The following is an 822-nucleotide window of genomic DNA, read 5'->3' on the forward strand; positions in this document are numbered from 1 at the left end:
CACCTCAGTCCTCCAGGATCGCTCCGAATGAACATTCACAAGAATGCCCGACTGACGCCTTTGCGTCGAGAAGAAATGGCGCTTGCCGTCATCGCAGGATTGCCCGTCTCTCAGGCCGCCAGGGTGTACGGCGTCTCGGCCAAGATCGTGGCGCGTTGGGTCGAGCGCTTCAGAGCGGGCGGGCGCGATGCCATGCTCGATCGCACGTCACGACCGCATTCCATTCCCAGGCAGACCGGTCAGGCGCTGGCGGAGCGCATTATCGCGCTGCGCCGCCAACGCCTGACCGGCAAGCACATCGCCATCCAAACGGGTGTCTCTCCGGCGACTGTCAGCCGGGTGCTCAAGCGGGCCGGTCTGTCACGTCTCAAGGACATCGAGCCTGCCGTGCCGGTGGTGCGTTATGACTATGCCCAGCCCGGCGGCCTGATCCACCTCGATATTAAGCGGCTCGGTCGTTTCGAGCGGGTTGGGCATCGCATCACCGGCAACAGGACCGGACAGAGCAATTCCCGTGGCGTAGGCTGGGAATATGTCCATGTCTGCATCGACGATGCCTCTCGCATCGCTTTCACCGACATCTTCCCGGACGAAAAGGCTGCCAGTGCCACCACTTTCCTGAAGCGGGCGATCGCCTACTATCAGACGCTTGGGATCACGGTGACACGCGTCATGACCGACAACGGCTCCTGCTACAAGGCGCACGCCTTTCGCGATCTTTGCAAAGAGCTCGGGCTCAAGCATATCCGCACCAAGCCATACACGCCGAAAACCAACGGCAAGGCCGAGCGCTTCATTCAGACCGCGCTCAGGGAATGGGCT

At 61.8% G+C, this 822-nt stretch carries 1 protein-coding gene; it reads left to right on the forward strand.

What is annotated here, in order from left to right:
- Positions 1-27: 27 nt before the first annotated feature.
- Positions 28-822: IS481 family transposase (locus P0086_RS25180; protein ID WP_275790825.1), on the forward strand; the 795-nt coding region annotated here is incomplete at its 3' end.

The sequence above is a fragment of the Mycoplana sp. MJR14 genome, assembly GCF_029210525.1.
Classification (GTDB): Bacteria; Pseudomonadota; Alphaproteobacteria; order Rhizobiales; family Rhizobiaceae; genus Mycoplana.